Source organism: Nonomuraea sp. NPDC026600, from assembly GCF_040638335.1.
Lineage (GTDB): Bacteria > Actinomycetota > Actinomycetes > Streptosporangiales > Streptosporangiaceae > Nonomuraea.
Genome location: NZ_JBEZYD010000015.1, coordinates 43,657 through 59,986, shown reverse-complemented (window position 1 = coordinate 59,986; position 16,330 = coordinate 43,657). Strand labels below are relative to the sequence as shown.

17 protein-coding genes are annotated in these 16,330 nt (G+C 68.7%); 10 read left to right on the top strand and 7 right to left on the bottom strand.

From position 1 onward, the window contains the following. Positions 1-46 precede the first annotated feature (46 nt). Positions 47-439 (bottom strand): metallopeptidase family protein, encoded by a 393-nt coding sequence (locus tag AB0F17_RS30970; RefSeq protein WP_214633498.1) that lies wholly within the window; start codon positions 437-439, stop codon positions 47-49. Positions 440-621: 182 nt separating this feature from the next. Here AB0F17_RS30970 and AB0F17_RS30965 point away from each other — a divergent pair, with 182 nt between their 5' ends. Genes AB0F17_RS30965 through AB0F17_RS30945 form a run of 5 tightly spaced genes read left to right on the top strand, consistent with a single transcriptional unit; the run spans position 622 to position 4,626 of the window. Beyond that, positions 622-990: a DUF3499 domain-containing protein gene (locus tag AB0F17_RS30965; RefSeq protein ID WP_214633499.1), complete on the top strand. Its 369-nt coding sequence runs from the start codon at positions 622-624 to the stop codon at positions 988-990. Positions 991-1,031: 41 nt separating this feature from the next. Next, complete coding sequence (locus tag AB0F17_RS30960) at positions 1,032-2,381, top strand: phosphomannomutase/phosphoglucomutase (RefSeq protein ID WP_358030007.1); 1,350 nt, start codon at positions 1,032-1,034, stop codon at positions 2,379-2,381. Continuing rightward, positions 2,378-2,545, top strand: a complete 168-nt coding sequence (locus AB0F17_RS30955) for a Trm112 family protein (protein WP_214633501.1) — start codon at positions 2,378-2,380, stop codon at positions 2,543-2,545. Before AB0F17_RS30960 ends, AB0F17_RS30955 begins: the two co-directional genes overlap by 4 nt. Continuing rightward, positions 2,542-3,648 carry an SIS domain-containing protein gene (locus AB0F17_RS30950; protein WP_358030004.1) on the top strand — a complete coding sequence of 369 codons (1,107 nt, stop codon included), beginning with the start codon at positions 2,542-2,544 and terminating at the stop codon, positions 3,646-3,648. The genes AB0F17_RS30955 and AB0F17_RS30950 overlap by 4 nt, the downstream gene beginning before the upstream one ends. Positions 3,649-3,699: 51 nt before the next feature. Beyond that, positions 3,700-4,626, top strand: a complete 927-nt coding sequence (locus AB0F17_RS30945) for a cation diffusion facilitator family transporter (protein ID WP_358030002.1) — start codon at positions 3,700-3,702, stop codon at positions 4,624-4,626. A gap of 13 nt (positions 4,627-4,639) precedes the next feature. Here the strand turns inward: AB0F17_RS30945 and AB0F17_RS30940 are convergent, their stop codons facing one another. Next, positions 4,640-6,364: a phosphatidylglycerol lysyltransferase domain-containing protein gene (locus tag AB0F17_RS30940; RefSeq protein WP_358029999.1), complete on the bottom strand. Its 1,725-nt coding sequence runs from the start codon at positions 6,362-6,364 to the stop codon at positions 4,640-4,642. A gap of 115 nt (positions 6,365-6,479) precedes the next feature. On the opposite strand from AB0F17_RS30940, the gene AB0F17_RS30935 reads away from it, so the two are divergent. Further along, the gene (locus tag AB0F17_RS30935; RefSeq protein WP_358029996.1) at positions 6,480-7,565 is read left to right on the top strand and encodes an alpha/beta hydrolase-fold protein; all 1,086 of its coding nucleotides are present in this window, start codon (positions 6,480-6,482) and stop codon (positions 7,563-7,565) included. 12 nt (positions 7,566-7,577) lie between these two features. Here the strand turns inward: AB0F17_RS30935 and AB0F17_RS30930 are convergent, their stop codons facing one another. The 3 genes from AB0F17_RS30930 to AB0F17_RS30920 all read right to left on the bottom strand — a co-directional run bounded on the left by AB0F17_RS30930 (position 7,578) and on the right by AB0F17_RS30920 (position 9,281). After that, complete coding sequence (locus AB0F17_RS30930; protein ID WP_358029994.1) at positions 7,578-8,375, bottom strand: SAM-dependent methyltransferase; 798 nt, start codon at positions 8,373-8,375, stop codon at positions 7,578-7,580. 79 nt (positions 8,376-8,454) lie between these two features. Then, on the bottom strand, positions 8,455-8,910 hold the full coding sequence (locus AB0F17_RS30925) for a GerMN domain-containing protein (protein WP_358029991.1): 456 nt from the start codon (positions 8,908-8,910) through the stop codon (positions 8,455-8,457). An 11-nt stretch (positions 8,911-8,921) separates the two neighbouring features. Beyond that, positions 8,922-9,281, bottom strand: coding sequence for a MerR family DNA-binding transcriptional regulator (locus AB0F17_RS30920; protein WP_358029989.1), 360 nt, complete (start codon positions 9,279-9,281; stop codon positions 8,922-8,924). A gap of 102 nt (positions 9,282-9,383) precedes the next feature. On the opposite strand from AB0F17_RS30920, the gene ahcY reads away from it, so the two are divergent. Together ahcY and AB0F17_RS30910 are read left to right on the top strand one after the other, a co-directional pair. Further along, entirely contained in the window at positions 9,384-10,811 is a 1,428-nt protein-coding gene (gene ahcY / locus AB0F17_RS30915; protein WP_358029986.1) for an adenosylhomocysteinase, read from the top strand. Positions 10,812-10,960: 149 nt separating this feature from the next. Next, positions 10,961-12,196: an adenosylhomocysteinase gene (locus AB0F17_RS30910; protein ID WP_358029984.1), complete on the top strand. Its 1,236-nt coding sequence runs from the start codon at positions 10,961-10,963 to the stop codon at positions 12,194-12,196. On the opposite strand, the gene AB0F17_RS30905 is transcribed toward AB0F17_RS30910, so the two are convergent. Next, positions 12,193-12,825 (bottom strand): DUF305 domain-containing protein, encoded by a 633-nt coding sequence (locus AB0F17_RS30905; RefSeq protein ID WP_358029981.1) that lies wholly within the window; start codon positions 12,823-12,825, stop codon positions 12,193-12,195. The two genes, AB0F17_RS30910 and AB0F17_RS30905, sit on opposite strands and share 4 nt — an antisense overlap. A gap of 175 nt (positions 12,826-13,000) precedes the next feature. Between AB0F17_RS30905 and AB0F17_RS30900 the strand changes: the two genes are divergently transcribed. Beyond that, the gene (locus AB0F17_RS30900) at positions 13,001-14,392 is read left to right on the top strand and encodes a hypothetical protein (RefSeq protein ID WP_358029979.1); all 1,392 of its coding nucleotides are present in this window, start codon (positions 13,001-13,003) and stop codon (positions 14,390-14,392) included. A gap of 114 nt (positions 14,393-14,506) precedes the next feature. On the opposite strand, the gene AB0F17_RS30895 is transcribed toward AB0F17_RS30900, so the two are convergent. Next, positions 14,507-15,640: an aminotransferase class V-fold PLP-dependent enzyme gene (locus tag AB0F17_RS30895; RefSeq protein ID WP_358029976.1), complete on the bottom strand. Its 1,134-nt coding sequence runs from the start codon at positions 15,638-15,640 to the stop codon at positions 14,507-14,509. 73 nt (positions 15,641-15,713) lie between these two features. Here AB0F17_RS30895 and AB0F17_RS30890 point away from each other — a divergent pair, with 73 nt between their 5' ends. Further along, a complete protein-coding gene (locus AB0F17_RS30890; protein ID WP_358029973.1) occupies positions 15,714-16,250 on the top strand; it encodes an XRE family transcriptional regulator in 537 nt (178 codons plus the stop codon). Positions 16,251-16,330 lie beyond the last annotated feature (80 nt).

The following is a 16,330-nucleotide window of genomic DNA, read 5'->3' as shown; positions in this document are numbered from 1 at the left end:
AGGCAAGCGAGTGCCAAACTTTCGCCCGCCAAGCCGACCCTCGTGGTCAGCGGCGGTCGTCGTAGCCCGGGTCGACGGTCTCCGGTGACAGGCCGAGGAGCGTGGCCACCTGCTCGACCACCGTGTCGTGCACCAGCGCCCCCAGCGTGTCGCGGTCGCGGGCGCGGGCCTCGAGCGGCCGCCGGTAGACGACGACCGCGGCCGGGTCCTGGCCGCGCGCGACGTCGGCGCGCCCGAACGGGATCGGCTCGGAGCCGGTGCTGGGCCCGTCGCCGAGCTCACTCAGCGGCGGCACCTCCTCGACCGCGAACTCCACCGCCGCCAGCTGCTTGCCCCACTGTGGCCGGAGCCGGTCGACCGCGTCGAGCACCAGGTCGTCGAACCGTTCGCTGCGCGATCTGGCGATCGGCACGTGGGAAGGGGCGAGGGGGCCGCGCATGCCGCGACCGTGCCGGTCACGCCGTCTGGGACCACGCCGTTCGTTCACCCGGCAAGTGTACGGGGAGGCGGCTTCAGGGCATGTGGGGAGAAAGCTACGACAGGTGTCCGAATTGTGGCGACACGCTCGTTAAGAGCGCCCAGATAGTGGCGCCTCGCACTCTTACCAGATACGGTCCCTCCGTGAGCCCCGTCCGCCGTTGTTCCCGCACCGCCTGCAGCCAGCCTGCAGTCTTCACGCTCACGTACGTATACGCCGACTCGACCGCAGTTCTGGGCCCTCTGGCGACGTACGCCGAGCCACACTGTTACGACCTGTGCGCCGAACACGCCGAGCGGCTGACCGCTCCCCGCGGCTGGGAGGTGGTGCGGTTGCCCACGGACGGCACGTCGCCCAGTTCAGACGACCTCGAGGCGCTCGCCAACGCCGTCAGGGAGGCCGCCAGGCCCGCGCCGTCCGGCGGAGGCGAACCGGTCGGCCAAGGGGTCGAAGTCGGGCGTAGGGGACACCTGCGCGTTCTGCGGTCCGCCCAGCAACATCGCGACCGGTAGGCTCGTTCGTACACGTGACGACCTAAGGGCGGAGCTGGAGAGTGGGCGACCTCGCCAAGATCTTCAAGGCGTACGACGTTCGCGGCGTAGTGCCTGACGAGCTCGACGAGCAGACCGCCGAGGCCGTGGGGGCGGCCTTCGTCGAGGTGACCGGGGCCCGTTCGGCCGTGGTCGCGCATGACATGCGGGAGTCCTCGGTGCCGCTGTCCGCCGCGTTCGTGCGCGGTGCGCGCTCGCGCGGCGCCGACGTGGTGCACGCCGGGCTGGGCTCCACCGATCTGCTCTACTACGCCAGCGGCAGCCTCGGGCTGCCCGGCGTGATGTTCACCGCCAGCCACAACCCGGCCCGCTACAACGGCATGAAGATGTGCCGCGCGGGCGCGGTGCCGATCGGCGGCGACAGCGGTCTCGCCGAGATCCGCGACCGCGCGGCCGAGCTGGTCGGCAGCACGGCCCCGCCGACCGGGTCGCTGATCGAGAAGGACCTGCTGCAGGGCTACGCCGACCACCTGCGCACGCTGGTCGACCTGTCGGACGTGCGGCCGTTGAAGGTCGTCGCCGACGCGGGCAACGGCATGGGCGGTCACACCGTCCCCGCCGTCTTCGCCGGCCTGCCGATCGAGCTGGTCCCGCTCTATTTCGAGCTCGACGGCTCCTTCCCCAACCACGAGGCCAACCCGCTGGAGCCCGCCAACCTGCGTGATCTGCAGCGCGCCGTCCGCGAGACGGGCGCCGACATCGGGCTGGCCTTCGACGGCGACGCCGACCGGTGCTGGGTGATCGACGAGCGCGGCGAGTCCGTCTCGCCGTCGGCCGTCACCGCACTGGTGGCCGTACGCGAGCTGGGCAAATATCCGGGCGCGACGATCATCCACAACCTGATCACGTCGGCCGGGGTGCCGGAGATCGTCCGCGAGCACGGCGGCGAGCCGGTGCGCACCCGCGTCGGCCACTCGTTCATCAAGGCCGAGATGGCCCGCGTCGGCGCGGTGTTCGGCGGCGAGCACTCCGCCCACTACTACTTCCGCGACTTCTGGTTCGCCGACTCCGGAATGCTCGCCGCGATGCACGTGCTGGCCGCCCTCGGGGAGCAGGACGGCCCGCTGTCGGAGCTGATCGGTGCCTACGCGCGCTACCACGCCTCGGGCGAGATCAACAGCACGGTCGCCGACCAGGACGCGGCCCTCCGGCTCGTACGCCAGGAGTTCGGCCCCAGGGGCACCGTCGACGAGCTCGACGGCCTCACCGTGACCGGCCCCGACTGGTGGTTCAACCTGCGCGCCTCCAACACCGAGCCGCTGCTGCGGCTCAACGCCGAGGCGGCGGACGAGAGCAAGATGACGGCGATACGGGACGAGGTCCTCGCCATGGTTAGAGGGGTGTCAGTGTGAAGATCGACGACTGGCTGCTGGAGATCCTGGCCTGCCCGGCGTGCAAGTCACCGCTGCGCGCGGAGAGCGAGACCGAGGAGCTGGTCTGTACGGGTTGCGGCCTGATCTACCCGGTCAGGGATGACATTCCCGTTCTGCTCGTCGACGAGGCCAGGAAGCCGTGACCTGGGAGCCCGAGCGGCTCGATGACCAGGAGCATCTCGCCGCGGGTGATCCGGGCGGCATGCTGGTCGCGGTCGCGGCCTCGGCCGCCCAGGTGCGCATCGCGCACCGGGCCGCGGTCGAGGCGGGCGTCGACCGGCTGACCTCTCGGGTCCGGCCGCGCGCGGTCGTGGTCGTGGGCATGGGGGCCTCCGCCATCGCGGGTGACGTCCTCGCCGCGGTCTGCGGCAACGGCGCCCCGCTGCCCATCGTGACCCTGCGCTCCCACCAGTTGCCCGGCTGGGTGGGCGCCACCGATCTGGTCATCGCGGTGTCGTGCTCGGGCCGTACCGAGGAGACGCTGTCGGCGGCCACGGAGGCCGTGCGGCGTGGCTGCTCGCTGCTCGCGGTCGGCAGCGCCGACTCGCCCCTGGAGTCGATCGCCAGGCAGGCGTCCGCCGTCTACGTGCCGGTGCCCGCGACCGGGCAGTCCCGCGCCAACGTCTGGCTGCTGACGATCCCGCTGATCGTGTCCGCCGCGGCGCTCGGCCTGATCAAGGCCGACGAGGAGCTGTACGAACGGGTGGCCGCGACGCTGGAGGACATCGCGCACCGGTGCCGGCCGTCCAGCGAGTCGTTCGTCAACCCGGGCAAGACGCTGGCCACGGAGCTGGCCGAGAGCGTGCCGATGATCTGGGGCTCGTCCTCCGTCACCGCGGCCGCCGGCTACCGGCTGGCCTGCCAGCTCAACGAGAACGCCAAATACCCGGCGATCTTCGGCGAGTTGCCCGAGGCCGGCCACAACCAGGTGGCCGCCTTCGACGGGCCGCTGGCCAAGCGCGACATCTTCGCCGACGAGGCCGGCCACACGCTCCGGCTGGTGATGCTGCGCGACGTCGAAGAGGACCCGCGGGTGGCACGGCGCCGCGAGGAGTCCGCACGGCTGGCGCATGACCGCGACGTACCCGTCACCGAGCTGTCCGCCGAGGGCTCGCACCCGCTGGAGCGGGTCGCCTCGCTGATCGCTCTGGGCGACTATGCGACCACCTATCTGGCCCTCGGGTATGGCGTCGATCCGACCCCTGTGTCAGCGATCACGGAGCTTAAGGCCAGAATTTCGCAATAGGATCCCTTTTCGGGCCTTTGACTGCATGATCATGATGAGTGGAGTTTTCGGGTGAGCGCGAGTGGCGGTAACAAGGCGATCATTGCGGCGTTGACCGCCAATCTGGCGATCGCCGTGGCGAAGTTCGTGGCCGCCTTCTTCACCGGGTCGTCCTCGATGCTCGCCGAAGGCATCCACTCCGTCGCCGACTCGGGCAACCAGTTGCTGCTGCTGATCGGTGGCAAGCGGGCGCAGCGGGAGAAGGACAAGGCGCATCCGTTCGGCTACGGGCGCGAGCGCTACTTCTACGCGTTCGTGGTGGCCGTGGTGCTGTTCACGATCGGTGCGGCGTTCTCGCTGTACGAGGGCGTCACCAAGATCGTGACGCCGCACGACGTGGAGTCGCCGATCTGGGCGTTCGCGGTGCTGATCTTCGCGATCATCGCGGAAAGTTTCTCGTTCCGCACGGCGATTCTGGAGTCGAACCCGCTACGCGGCAAGCAGTCGTGGGTCACGTTCATCCGCCGGTCCAAGTCGCCCGAGCTGCCGGTCATCCTGCTGGAGGACCTCGGCGCGCTGCTCGGCCTGATCTTCGCGCTGTTCGGCGTGGCGATGGCGGTCATCACGGGCGACGGCGTGTGGGACGGCATCGGCACGCTGATGATCGGCGTGCTGCTGGCCGTGATCGCGGTCGTGCTGGCCATCGAGACCAAGTCGCTGCTGGTGGGCGAGGGTGCCTCGCCCGAGATGGAGCAGCAGATCCGCAAGGCGCTGGAGAGCGCGCCGGAGGTCGACCGGGTGATCCACATGCGCACGATGCACCTCGGGCCGGAGGAGCTGCTGGTGGCGGCCAAGATCGCGGTCTCGCACGACGACTCGGCCTCCGACGTCGCCAGGGGCATCGACGAGGCCGAGCGCCGGATCCGCGAGGCCGTACCGATCGCGCGGGTCATCTACCTGGAGCCGGACCTGGACCGCTCGCACACGCCGACCGCCTGAGCGGCCACGTTTCTTACGAGACGAGGTGGGCCGCGTCGCGCCGGATGAGGCGGAAGGCGCGGCGGCCGGGGGTGGACAGGCCGAGCTTGATGAACGCCTCGGCCTGCAACGCCGACAGCCCGATCCGCGGCAGATCACGGGCATTGGGATAGACCACGAACCGCGGCTCCCAGATCGGCCGGAACTTGGCGTTGAACCGGTACAGGGACTCGATCTGGAACCAGTGCGACAAGAACACCAGCAGCCCGCGCCACGCCCGCAGCACCGGCCCGGCGCCGAGCCGCTCGCCCCTGGCCAGCACCGCCCGGAACATCGCGAAGTTCAGCGAGACCTGCTCGACCCCCATCGCGGGCGCGGCCTGGAGGGTCTTGACGATCAGCAGCTCGTTCAGCCCCGGCTCGGCGTCGCGGTCCCTGCGCATCAGGTCGAGTGAGATGCCGCGCGGCCCCCACGGCACGAAGTGCAGCACGGCCCTGATCTCGCCCTCCTTGTGCGCGGTGGCCACCACGCACTCGGCGTCGGCGGGGTCGCCGAAGCGGCCGAGCGCCATGGAGAAGCCGCGTTCGGTCTCGGTGCCCCGCCAGGAGACGGCGGCCTGCTTGATCCGTTCCTTCTCGGCCTCGGTCAGGTCGGCGACCCGCTGTACGCGGCAGGTGTAGCCCGCGCGCTCGACCCTGTTGGCCATCTGGCGGACGTTGCGCATGGCCCGGCCCTCCAGCGTGAAGCCGGCGACCTCGACCACCGCCTCGTCGCCGAGCTCCAGCGCCGACATCCCGGTCCTGCGGGTCCACACCTCGCCGCCGGTCTCGCCGCAGCCGATGACCGCGGGCACCCAGGCGTGCAGCCTGGCCTCGGTCATGAACCTGTCGATGGCCGCCGGCCACGCCTCGCGGTCGCCGATCGGGTCGCCGCTCGCCAGCATGACGCCCGAGACGACCCGGTAGGCGATCGCGGCCTTGCCCGAGGGGGAGAAGAGCACGCTCTTGTCGCGGCGGAGCGCGAAGTAGCCGAGCGAGTCGCGCTGTCCGTGCCTGTCGAGCAGCTCGCGCAGCCGCCGCTCGTCTTCGGCGGTGAGCTCGGAGATCGGGCGTTCCGGGCGCAGCAGGAGGTACAGGGTGGTGACCGCGGTCAGCGTGCCGAGCGCGAGCAGCGAGAAGTAGACCATGTCCGAGACGCGCTCGACGGAGTATGTGACCGGCCCCTCGACGCCGACGAGGCCGAGCACCACGTGCTCCAGCCGGTCGAGCACGCTCGGGTGGCCGATGGTGGTCATCGGGTGGGTGCTGACCAGCAGGAAGCCGAGGACGAGGTCGAGGGAGCCGAGGCCGAGCAGGTTCCACAGCGCCCGCCAGCGGGTGCGGGGGTCGGACAGGGCGGCGAACTCGCGCTTGTTCAGCAGCAGCGCCACGCAGACGATCAGACTCAGCCCGGCCGTGAACAGGTGACGCAGATGGATGACCTCCACGGCCGCGCTCACCGGCAGCAGCACCACCATCGCCCGCCAGGCCCGCGCCTTCCTGCGGCGCAGGCCGTGCGCCAGCATCACCAGCAGGATGCCGACGACCAGCGACGACGCCCGCGCGACCGTGGTGACGATGCCGGGCAGCAGGTCGGACCACTGGCCCATCCTCGTCTGACCGAACCCCGGCGCCACGACCTTGATGATGTCGAGCAGGCCGATCATCAGCGACGCGTAGCCTGTGACGGCCGGCACCCACGGGCGCGCGATCCTCTTCACAGTTCGATATTAAACGCAGCCCTCTATAACGCCCGCGTTAAGTCGTGAGGGGTGCGCGTAGCGTGCGCTAACCCGCTGCTTACGCCTCGCGGAGTATCCCTGTCGTGGAGGCGAGATGGAACTGACCTCGGTAAAACTGCAACTTCTGATGGCCGGGCTCGCGGTGGCGGCACTGGTCGCGACCGTCTGGCTGTGGCCGCAGCTGAGCGGCCGCCGCTGGCCGGCCGTCCTGGGCAGGGTGGGCGTGCTCGTGGGCGACCAGGTGCTCACGCTGACGGCGCTCGGCCTGATCGGGAACTCGTACTTCGGCTTCTACAGCTCGTGGCCCGACCTGCTCGGCACCGACACGGCCACGGCGCCCATCACGGTCGCGGGCGTCGGCGCGGGCATCCGGGTGCTGACCCAGCACGCCGTACGGGGTGGCCGGATCGAGCAGGTGATCATGCCGGGGCCGACCACGCACCTCAGTGAGGAGGCCTACATCTTCCTGCCCTCGGCCTACTTCACGGACAAGCACCAGCGCTTCCCCGCGATCCTGTCGCTGACCGGCTATCCGGGCGACCCGCGCAACCTCATGACCCGGCTCGACCTGCCGGGCCGGATGGCCAAAGCGATCGCCGAGCACCAGGTCGAGCCGACGATCCTGGTGATGATGCGGCCCAGTGTGGTACTGCCGCGCGACACCGAGTGCGTCGACGTGCCGCGCGGGCCGCAGTCGCAGGCGTACTTCGCCACTGACGTGCGGCAGGACATGATCGACTCGTACCGGGTGGGGAGCGGGCGGGATTACTGGGGATTACTGGGCGGGTCGACCGGCGGCTACTGCGCGCTGAAGATCGCAATGAGCCATCCGGACAGGTTCTCGGCCGCCGTGTCGCTCTCGGGCTACTACAAGACGATCATCGATGACACCACCGGAGACCTGTTCGCCGGGGACAAGACGGTCGAGCAGCGCAACGACCTCATGTGGCGGCTGGCCGGCCTGCCCGCCCCGCAGGTCAACGTGCTGGTCACCAGCAGCAGGAAGGGGGAGGGCAACTACCAGTCGACACAGCGGTTCCTGGCCGCGGTGAAGCCGCCGATGCAGGCGTCGTCGCTGATCCTGCCCAGCGGCGGGCACAACTTCAACACCTGGAACAGGGAGCTGCCACAGGTCCTGCCATGGCTCGCCCAGCAGCTCCACGCGCCCGCCGCCGTGTAGCGTCCGGGGCGCTCAGAGCTTGCGGCCGACGACGCCGTAGCCTCCCGCGAAGACCTTCTTCGGCACGCCGCCCTCGGGCCGCCACTGGTGGCCGACGACCAGCCCCGGCTCGACGAACGCGTAGCCGTCGAAGAAGCGCGCGATCTCGGGCCCGCTGCGGTGGGTCATCCCGGTCGGGGTGTCGCGGTAGATCTCGGCCATGGCGGCCATCGCCTCGGGCTCGAAGTCCGCGGTCGTGTGGGAGAGCGCCAGGTAGCTGCCGGGGCAGACGGCGGCGGAGTAGGCCTTGACCGCGCTCCACGGGTCGAGCTCGTTCCTGATGTGCATGAGCGTGCCGATGATGATCACGGCTACCGGCTTGCTGAAGTCGAGCGTGTCGAGCACGCTCCGATCGCCGAGGACCGCCTCGGGCTCCAGCAGATCCGCCTCGATGTAGGTGGTGCGCCCCTCTTCGGAGCCGCGTAACAGGGCTCGGGCGTGGTTCATGACGATCGGGTCGTTGTCCACGTAGACGATGCGGGCGGCGGGGTTCACCGACTGCGCCACCTCGTGCGTGTTGCCCTGCGTGGGGATGCCGGTGCCGATGTCCAGGAACTGGCTGATGCCCGCTTTGGCCAGGTGGCGCACTACCCGGCCGAGGAAGGCGCGGTTCTCCCTGACCGCCTCGATCATCCCCGGCTCGGTCTTCAGGACCATCTCGGCCACCACCCGGTCGGCCTCGAAGTTGTCCTTGCCACCGAGCCAGTAGTCGTAGACCCGGGCTGGGTGGGGCACGGACGTGTCGATGCGGTGCTCGATCTCTTTGGTCACCCGAACCTCCACAAAAGCCGCTTTTGCCGGAGATCGTAGTCCGCAGTCGATCATCTGTCCGCTGGAGTGGGTGGCCGATTCACTCGTGGCCCGTCAGACAGGACGTGCCCGCGTCCGACTCGTCGAACAGGCAGCGGCCGTCCTTGTTGAGCGAGATCACCTTCTTGACGGACTTGAACTGCTTCAACGTGGCGGAGATCGTGTGCAGGGCCCGCGCGTCGCTGCCGACCCCGCTGCCCCACACCGTCCGGCAGAAGCGCAGTGTGGCGGTGCCGTCCTTGATCTTCAGCTTGAAGTCGGCGCCGCAGTCGGACGGGCCGCGGAGCCGTCCGGTCAGCTCGGAGTGCAGGCCCTTCCGGCGCTCCGCCTTGGTCGGGCCCGCGATCAGTTGCCCGATCGCGAACCGGGCGAGGCCCCGATCGGGAGCCTTCCTGGTCACCGCGACCACCTTGCCGGGAATGCCGTCTCCCTTGGAGAAGTACACCTTCACCTCGCCGCCCATCTGCACCGGAGACAGGGCGAGTACGGTGGCCATCAGCAGCTCCATCATGACCATTTGGACGTCTGGCCAGGGGCAGAAGTTCGCAGCAGCCGCAGCGCTTTCTCCTTCTCGAAGTCCAGGGCCCGGCGCGGCGCCTGGATACGGCCGATCCGTACGCCGAGGTCGCGTACGGCGACCGCCACGGCGGGGTCGCTGAGCACGCGCAACGCGAACGCCAGCTCGGCGGGCGAGATGTCGAACCGCTTCTCCAGCTCGATCCCCTGAGCCACGGCCGCGAGCTCGTCCGAGCCGAACCGCCGGTGCGCGCCCTGCTCCCGGACCGGCGGCAGAAGGCCAAGAGCCTCCCGGTATCGGAGCATTCGAGGGGACATGCCGAGCCGCCTGGCCGCTTCAGTGATGCGCATTCTTACATTCTTACGTCAGTTTTCGGGTCCTCGGGATGCGACCTGGCTCCAACGGCGCCTAAACTCATGCGCGACAACTCCGTGACGCGAGGGGAAAACCCGATGGACTTCAAGGTCGCCGACCTTTCACTTGCCGACTTCGGCCGCAAGGAGATCCGGCTCGCCGAGCATGAGATGCCCGGCCTCATGGCGATCCGCCGTGAATACGCAAGTGCGCGACCCCTGTCCGGTGCGCGAATCATGGGCTCCCTGCACATGACGATCCAGACCGCCGTCCTCATCGAGACGCTGGTCGCGCTCGGTGCCGAGGTCCGCTGGGTCAGCTGCAACATCTTCTCCACCCAGGACCACGCCGCCGCCGCGGTCGTCGTCGGCCCCCAGGGCACCGTCGACGACCCCAAGGGCGTCCCGGTCTTCGCCTGGAAGGGCGAGACGCTGGAGGAGTACTGGTGGTGCACCGAGCAGGCGCTCACCTGGCCCGGCGGCGTGACCCCCAACATGATCCTCGACGACGGCGGCGACGCCACGATGCTCGTCCACAAGGGCGCCGAGTACGAGAAGGCCGGGGCCGTCCCGTCCGCCACGGATGAGGACCCGGAGGAGTGGCACGTCGTCATCGACCTGCTCCGCCGTACGGTCGGTGACGACAAGCGGTGGACCACGATCGCCGACAGCATCAAGGGCGTGACCGAGGAGACCACGACCGGCGTGCACCGCCTGTACGAGATGCACAAGACCGGCTCGCTGCGCTTCCCGGCGATCAACGTCAACGACTCGGTGACCAAGTCGAAGTTCGACAACAAGTACGGCTGCCGCCACTCGGTGATCGACGGCCTCAACCGCGCCACCGACGTGCTGATCGGCGGCAAGGTGGCCGTGGTCTGCGGCTACGGCGACGTCGGCAAGGGCTGTGCCGACGCGCTGCGCGGCCAGGGCGCCCGCGTCATCGTGACCGAGATCGACCCGATCTGCGCGCTCCAGGCGGCCATGGACGGCTTCCAGGTCACCACGCTGGACGAGGTCGTCGGCCAGGCCGACATCTTCGTCACCGCGACAGGCAACTTCGACATCATCACCGCCGCGCACATGGCGAAGATGAAGCACCAGGCGATCGTCTCCAACATCGGGCACTTCGACAACGAGATCGACATGGCCGGCCTGGCCAAGCTGCCCGGCGTCGAGAAGCGCAACATCAAGCCGCAGGTGGACGAGTGGGTGTTCGCCGACGGCCACTCGATCATCGTCCTGGCCGAGGGCCGGCTGATGAACCTGGGCTGCGCCACCGGCCACCCGAGCTTCGTGATGTCCAACTCGTTCACGAACCAGGTGATCGCGCAGATCGAGCTGTTCACGAAGCCGGACGAGTACCCGATCGGCGTCTACGTGCTGCCCAAGCACCTGGACGAGAAGGTCGCCCGCCTGCACCTCGACGCGCTGGGCGTGAAGCTCACCGAGCTGACCAAGGTCCAGGCCGAGTACATCGGTGTCCCCGTCGAAGGCCCCTTCAAGACCGACCACTACCGATACTAAATTTTCATTTTTTACGGCTAGGCACGGTAGACGCCAACCCCGCACGGGGTTGGCGTCTGTCCAGGGGAACGCTCCTCCGGTGATGCGGGGCTGGGCGCCGTTACGTGCGTCTTCTTGGCCGTCTTCTTCGGGGAAATGTGGGGTGGGGCGTGGATCTTTCCGAGAGTGGAGAGCGGCACATCAGTTGGGCTGCTCGGTCCATGCCCGTTCTGACCGCTATTGGGGAGCGGTTCGCTGTTTCCCGGCCGCTTGATGGGCTGAAGATCGCTGCTTGCCTGCATGTCACCGCCGAGACCGCTGTGCTCATGGGGGCGTTGAAGGCCGGGGGAGCCGAGATCGCTCTTGCCGCTTCCAATCCCTTGTCCACCCAGGATGATGTGGCCTCGGCGTTGCGTGACTACGGGATCGCCGTCCACGCGCGGGCCGGGGTGGATCGGGCGACCTATTACCGGCATATTCATCAGGCGCTTGATCTGGGGCCTGATCTGGTGCTGGATGACGGCTGTGATCTCGTCAACATCCTGCACACCGAGCGGACCGATCTTCTGGAGGGGGTCTCCGGAGGTTGTGAGGAGACCACTACCGGGATCATCCGGCTGCGGCAGATGGCCGCGGAGAGCGCGTTGCGGTTTCCGGTCGTGGCCGTGAACGACACCCGGACCAAGCGGATGTTCGACAACCGGTACGGCACCGGGCAGTCCACGCTCGACGGCATCATGCGGGCCACCAACACCATGCTGGCCGGGCGGACGGTCGTGGTGGCCGGGTTCGGCTACTGCGGCCGGGGGGTCGCCGAGCGGGCCAAGGGGCTGGGGGCGCGGGTGGTCGTCACCGAGATCGACGCCGTCAAGGCGCTCGACGCCACGCTTCAGGGCTATGAGGTGCGGCCCATGGCGGAGGCGGTCATCACCGGAGATCTGTTCATCACCGTCACCGGGAACCGGGACGTCATCCGGGGTGAGCATCTGGCCGCCATGAAGGACGGCGCCATTCTCGCCAACGCCGGGCATTTCGATATCGAGATCGATGTGCGGGCGCTTGACGAGCTGGCCGAGGAGATCCACCACGGCGTGCGGCCCAATACCGATGAGTATGTGCTGGCGGACGGGCGGCGGCTGCTGTTGCTGGCCGAAGGGCGGCTGGTCAATCTGACCGCCGCCGAGGGGCATCCGGCCGCGGTGATGGACATGTCGTTCTCGGCGCAGGCGCTGGCCGTCGCCTGGCTGGCCGAGGAGCGGGTGCGGCTGGTGCCGGGCGTCTACGACGTGCCCGAGGAGATCGATCAGGAGGTGGCCAGGCTCAAGCTGGCCGCCGCCGGGATCGGGATCGACACGCTCACCGGCGAGCAGGAGGACTACCTGCACTCCTGGCGCGTCGGCTCCTAGAGCAACTGCCCCATGCGGCGGATCTCCGCCGCCTGGCTCACCGAGATGTCCTCGGCGATCTCCTGGACGCGCAGGTGCGAGCCCTGGGTGATGACCTCGGTCGACATGGTGATCGCGCCCTGGTGATGGGCGGTCATCAGCTCGATGAACAGGTGGTCGAACGCCGCCCCCTTGGCCGCTTCGAGGCTCGCCAGTTGCTCTGGCGTGGCCATGCCCGGCATGCCCTCGTGGCCGGCGTGGTGGTCGGGCACCTGCTGGCCCTGGGCTTTCAGCCAGTCCGTCATCATGGCGATCTCCGGGCCCTGCACCTGGTTGATCCTCGACGCCAGGCGCTTGACGCCGTCGTTCGACGCCCGCGAGCCCGCCAGCAGGCTCATGTCGAGGGCCTGGCGGTGGTGGATGATCATGTTCTGCATGTAGCGGATGTCGGCCGCGTTGGCCTTCTGGGGCGGCACGGCGGTGGCGGCCTCGCTCGGGTTCAGCGTCCTGGCCTCCTCACCGGGCCGTCCGGGAGCGATGACGGGCGCCGTGCCGGCGGCGGCCGGGGCGGGTGGCGCCGCCGAGGTGCCCCCCGAGCAGCCGGTGACGAGCAGGATCGCGCAGGTGCCGACGGTTAGTGCGTTGCGCACCTGACCTCCTTGACCGCGGGGAGTCGCGACGTCGCACTATAGACGCCCCATCAACCCCCGGGAAATAGGGCAAGTCAGCAAATTTCTTGACACAGTGCTCGCTTGGCGAGAGCTGACAGTCCGGGTCAGAATTTTGTCATTTATGTGTGCCTTATGACCCGGAAGGAGCCCGAGGGTGCTGACCCTTCGCAGGACCCTGTTCGCGGCCGGAGCCGCCATGGCGTTAGGACTGACGACGATGCCGGCCTTGGCCGCCGACATTCCGCCGCCCGACACCGTGGTGACCAGCCCGAACGTGACGCACGTACTGAACATCCCCAAGCCGGCGCCCATCGCCGCCACCATCAACACCGACATCGCCTTCCAGGGTGACTACGCCTACGTGGGCAACTATGGCGGCTTCTCGATCTACGACATCCGGAACCCGAAGAAGGCCACGCCGGTCAGTTCGGTTGTCTGTCCCGGAAGCCAGATGGATGTCACCGTCTACGGCAACCTGCTCTTCACCGCCGTCGACTCCTCGCGCAGCGACGACTCCTGCAACAGCACGGCCTTGTCGGCGGACCACAAGGAGGCCTGGGAAGGCATCCGGATCTTCGACATCAGTGACAAGGCCGCGCCCAAGTACATCAAGTCGGTCGAGACCAACTGCGGCTCGCACACCTTGACGCTGGTGCCGGGCAAGGGCTGGGACAAGAAGAAGAACGTCTACATCTACGTCCAGTCGTACAACCCGAACGCGACCTTCCCCGACTGCCTGCCGCCGCACGACAAGATCTCGATCGTCAAGGTCCCGCTCAAGGACCCGACCGCCGCGGCCGTCGCGGCCACCCCGGTCGTCTTCCCCGACGGCGGCAACGAGACCCAGCCCGGGCTGCTCATCCCGACCAGCGGCTGCCACGACATCACCGTGTACGCGGAGAAGGACATCGCGGCCGGCGCCTGCATGGGTGACGGCGTGCTGTTCGACATCTCTGACCGGCTGAACCCGAAGGTCACGGCCAGGACCACCGACCTGAACTTCGCCTTCTGGCACTCGGCGACGTTCAGCAACGACGCCAGGAAGGTCATCTTCACCGACGAGCTCGGCGGCGGTGGCGCGGCCACCTGCAACGAGGCGACCGGACCGAACCGCGGTGCGGACGCGATCTATGACATCTCGCACGGCCGGCTCGTGTTCAAGAGCTACTTCAAGATCCCGCGCTACCAGGCCGACAGCGAGAACTGCGTGGCGCACAACGGCTCGCTGATCCCGGTCAAGGGCCGCGACATCATGGTCCAGGCCTGGTACATGGGCGGGGTCTCGATCTGGGACTTCACCAACTCGGCCGCGCCCAGGGAGATCGGCTACTTCGAGCGCGGCCCCCGTGCTGACAACAGCGGCGGCGGTGTGTGGTCCGCGTACTACTACAACGGCTACATCTACGCCTCCGACTTCCACCAGGGCCTGGAGGTCATCAAGATCAACGACCGGCTCACCAACGGCGCCGACCGCGTACACGCCGACCAGCTGAACGTCCAGACCCAGCAGTCCTACCGCGAGTGGGGCTGGGGCCACGACGACTGACCTGTCCATCCGGTACGGCGGTTCCCACCCGGCACCGCCGTCCTGACTCCGCCCACCGGCTCCGCCCGTTCGGCGGGGTCGGCGGGCGTCTGCCTACCGGAGCGAGCAGGAGGTTCAGGACTTCCGGCAGAGGGCGATGGCGTCCGCGACCGCCGCCACGTCGGACCGGTCGTTGTAGTAGTGGAAGGACATGCGCAGCAGGCGGCCGCGCGGCGCGGTCACGATGCGCCGCGCGGCCAGCCGTGCCGCCAGCGCGTCGGGGTCGTCGTCCACGATCGCCACCTGCGGCCCGCGCGCCCCGGCCGGGCTCGCCACCCGCTCGCCCGCCGCCGCCAGCCGTTCGGCCAGCTCCTCGACCAGCTCCGACACGTGATCCTGTACGGCCTGCGGGTCCACCCGCTCGATGAGGTCGAACCCGGCGTTGGCCGCGTAGGCCGACGGCACGGGCGGCGTGCCGGTCTCGAAGCGCCGCGCGTCGCCGGGGAAGTCCAGCAGCCGGGTGTCGAACGCGAACGGGTCCACCCGGCCGAACCAGCCGGTGAGCTCCGGGTCGCGCTGATGCTCCAGGCCGTCGCGTACGTACAGAAATGCGATGCCCGGCAGACCGAGCAGGTACTTCAGCGAGCCTGAGGTCAGATAGTCGCAGCCGAGCTCGCGCACGTCGATCGGGGTGACCCCGGTGCCCTGATAGGCGTCCACGAACACCCGCGCGCCGTGCTCGTGCGCCAGCCGTACGACCTCCGGGACGGGCAGGCGGGCACCGTTGCGGTAGGTGATCAGCGGGACCGACACCAGGTTGACGCGCTCGTCCACGACCCGCTCGTACGCCCCGGCCTCGACGTTCTCGCCCGTGTCCGCGGCCACCCGCACCTGGGCGCCGCGTCCGGCCTGGGCCAGCCAGACGTGCGCGATCGACGGGAACTCCAGGTCGTTGGTCACGATGCCGGGCCGGCTTGACCAGTCCAGCGACGAGGCGACCTGGAAGGCGGCCTCCGACGCGCACGAGAGCACCGCGACCTCGCCCGGGGCGGCCTTGATGAGCCGGGCGAACCGCTCGCGCGCCCACTCGACCTCGGCCATCCACACGTCCCAGGGCGCGCCCTTCTCCCGAAGTGAATAGCCGATCTCCTGCAGCGAGTACGCCAGCCGGGCGGACAGGGCGCCCTGGCTGCAGCTCGCCAGATGCACGGTGTCGGCCAGCGAAGGGAACTCCGCCCGGAATTGGGCGGCATTCAACATTCGTAACATTTCGGGCCGCCTATCAGCCGCTTTCATTGAATTCAATAAACCTTCAATCACATTACATCGATAGGATCGCCGGATGATTGGCACCAGAATTCGCGAGCTGCGGTCCGAACGCGGTCTGACCGTGGCGCAGCTCGCGACGGCCGCGGGGGTGGCGTCGGGGTTGATCGGTCAGGTCGAGCGCGATCTGGCCGATCCCAGCCTGGAGGCGCTACGGAAGATCGCCAAGGCGTTGGACCTGCCGCTGTTCAGCCTGTTCCAGGAGCCGGATCCGGCGCTCGTGGCGGTGATCCGCGCCGACAGCCGGGTGTGGGTCAGGTCACCGTCCGACGGGATCACCTACACGCGCGTGTCGCCGGGACGCGGGCGGCTGGAGGTCCTGGAGGGACACCTGCTGCCCGGTGGCTCGTCGGCCGCCGAGCCGTGGTCGCATCCGTCGGAGGAGTGCGTGCTGGTGCTGCGGGGGCGGCTCGTCGTCGAGGTCTCGGGCATCGACCACGAACTGGAGGCGGGCGACAGTTGCTACTTCGACTCTTCGCTGCCGCACCGCTACCTGAATCCGGGCGAGGAACCCACCGATTTCATCATTGCCGCTACGCCTCCTAGTTACTGATTTTTCCTGTCATAGTGAGGCGCCTCATGCCCATTCAACTCAGGAGGTCCTTCGTGGTGTCCAGATTCGGCCGCGCCCTG